Genomic DNA, 2,068 nt, shown 5'->3' on the forward strand with positions numbered 1-2,068 from the left:
CCTCGCGACGGTCGCGACGCGCGCCGGCTTCCTGCTGGTGAGCCCGCGCATCGGCCTGCCGGCACGCGTCGAACGCGCCCTGCGCTACGCACCGGCCTGCGCGCTGGCCGCGATCATCGCGCCCGAGATCTTCGTGCTCGAGTCGGGATTCCATCTGGGTAATGGCCGACTCGCTCAGGGTGGCGCAGAGTTCGGCCGTCAGGCGTTCGTTGGATTGTCGAGCAACGAGGGAACGCTGACGCTGGGACGCCAATACGACCCGTTGCTCGAAGCGCTGCAGCCATTTTCTGCGGCGGGGACCTGGGCAGGTTCCATGTCTTCGCCCGTCAGCGATGTCAACAACTTCGTCAGCGCTGACCGCGCCAACAACGCCATCAAGTATGCATCGCCGATTTGGGGCGGGTTTCGTGTCAGCGGTCTTTATAGCGTAGGCGGCGTAGCCGGTAATCTCTCGCAAAACCAGATCTGGGCGCTAGCGGCAACTTATTCCCGCGGTCCACTATCGCTTGCGGCTGGCTATATAAACGCCCGTGATCCCAATGTCTCGTTTTACGGAAATACCCCGAACAAAGGTTTAGCAACCGCGAATAACATTGGTTCATTCGGTTCCGCAACGACGCCAGAAACAGCGCCTGGATATGCGGGTTACGCTTCGGCGAAAACGCGTGAAATGGCGGGCGTGGCGGCGGCGTACACGTTCGCCCAGACCACCGTCTCCGTCATCGGGGCGAATACTCGCTTTGAATCGCTCGGGTCAAATTCCGGTCCTAATCCCCTCGGCTATCATGGCAGCACGTCATTCAATACGGCAGAGTTGAATGTGCGACAACGCTTCACCCCGTCACTACTCGCAGGAGCAGCGTTCGACTACACTCGGCGAACCTCTGTCAATGCCGACGGCGGCGCCACGTATCTACAACTGGATTTAGGGCTTGACTATAGTCTCTCGATACGGACCGATGTGTACTGGATAGTAGACTTGCAGCGCGCGATGGGACGCGACTCGTTGGGTCAGTCCGCGGTCGCCGACATCAACGGATTCACACCTTCTTCTACTGATAAGCAGGTTGCGTTGCGAGTCGCGATCAAGCATCGCTTCTGAAGCGCGGATGGCACTCTGCCGTAAGTTTCGGGCATTAAAACGCGCCTGCGGTGGATCGGTGCACAGCAATAATTCGGGGCGCCTTCGCTTATGAGGCGCTCGGTTGACAACGCGGCGGATCTTCAAGTGACGACATGCTCCGAATTTTCGGGCGGAAATCCGTGTGAGCGCGCCGAACCCCGGAACATATTTATTTGTAATTTCAAGCAAATTAGCGTTTACACTGATCACGCAAACCACTAGACTTGCCAAATGGGTCCGTCATCGACGGAAGTTCTAACGGCGATATTTTTGGTTAGCGGAGTCTTCTGTGAAAAACAAACTTTTGGTTCTGGGTATGCTGGTTCAGCTGTCTTGCGTATCGATCGCGAATGCACAAAGTGTTGAACCGCGCACTCGTGCGCAGGTGAAGCAAGAGCTTTCCGAGCTCGAACAAGTAGGATACGAACCGGCTAGCGATGCGCTCGATTATCCTGCAGGTCTTGAAGCATCCGAGCGCAAGCTCAGCACGGCGCGTTATGCGAAGGGAGAAGGGCAACGAAAGCTGCTGAACATCGCATCCAAAGATGCGCAATAGCGCAGGGTAAGCAGCTATGAGGAAAGTTGATCCAATTATATGAATCTCTTACCGTACCTCGCTGACGCGCTTTAACCGAGACTTTTGCATTTCAAGTTGGATCAAGTCAAGCTGGAGCGCCACTCGGCCATTCGTCAGGTCCGAGCCTGGAAAAGTGACAGGCCCTTCTTGCTGAGTACGCAGCAGACTCCTCAAACAAAAAGGCCCGCCAGCCTCGCGCAGCAACAGAGAAAATCACGTCTCCACTTCTACCACTGGCGTATGTCAGTCGGTCGTTCGCACGCAAAAATCAAAACAACCTTCTACGGCCCGATCTGCTTGGTAAGCACGACGCCGCAGCTGACCGGTCAATCTAAGGGTAATCCATCCTATTTGCTTGATATTTCAAG

The 2,068-nt window shown here is 55.9% G+C and carries 3 protein-coding genes; all 3 read left to right on the forward strand.

What is annotated here, in order from left to right:
* Positions 1-1,102: porin (locus ACFFAR_RS31600; protein WP_375509273.1), on the forward strand; the 1,102-nt coding region annotated here is incomplete at its 5' end.
* 310 nt (positions 1,103-1,412) lie between these two features.
* On the forward strand, positions 1,413-1,679 hold the full coding sequence (locus tag ACFFAR_RS31605; RefSeq protein ID WP_375509274.1) for a DUF4148 domain-containing protein: 267 nt from the start codon (positions 1,413-1,415) through the stop codon (positions 1,677-1,679).
* Positions 1,680-1,775: 96 nt separating this feature from the next.
* Positions 1,776-2,068 (forward strand): hypothetical protein (locus ACFFAR_RS31610; protein ID WP_375509275.1); only part of this gene is annotated, 293 nt, incomplete at its 3' end.

This window comes from uncultured Caballeronia sp. (genome assembly GCF_964243625.1).
GTDB lineage: Bacteria > Pseudomonadota > Gammaproteobacteria > Burkholderiales > Burkholderiaceae > Caballeronia.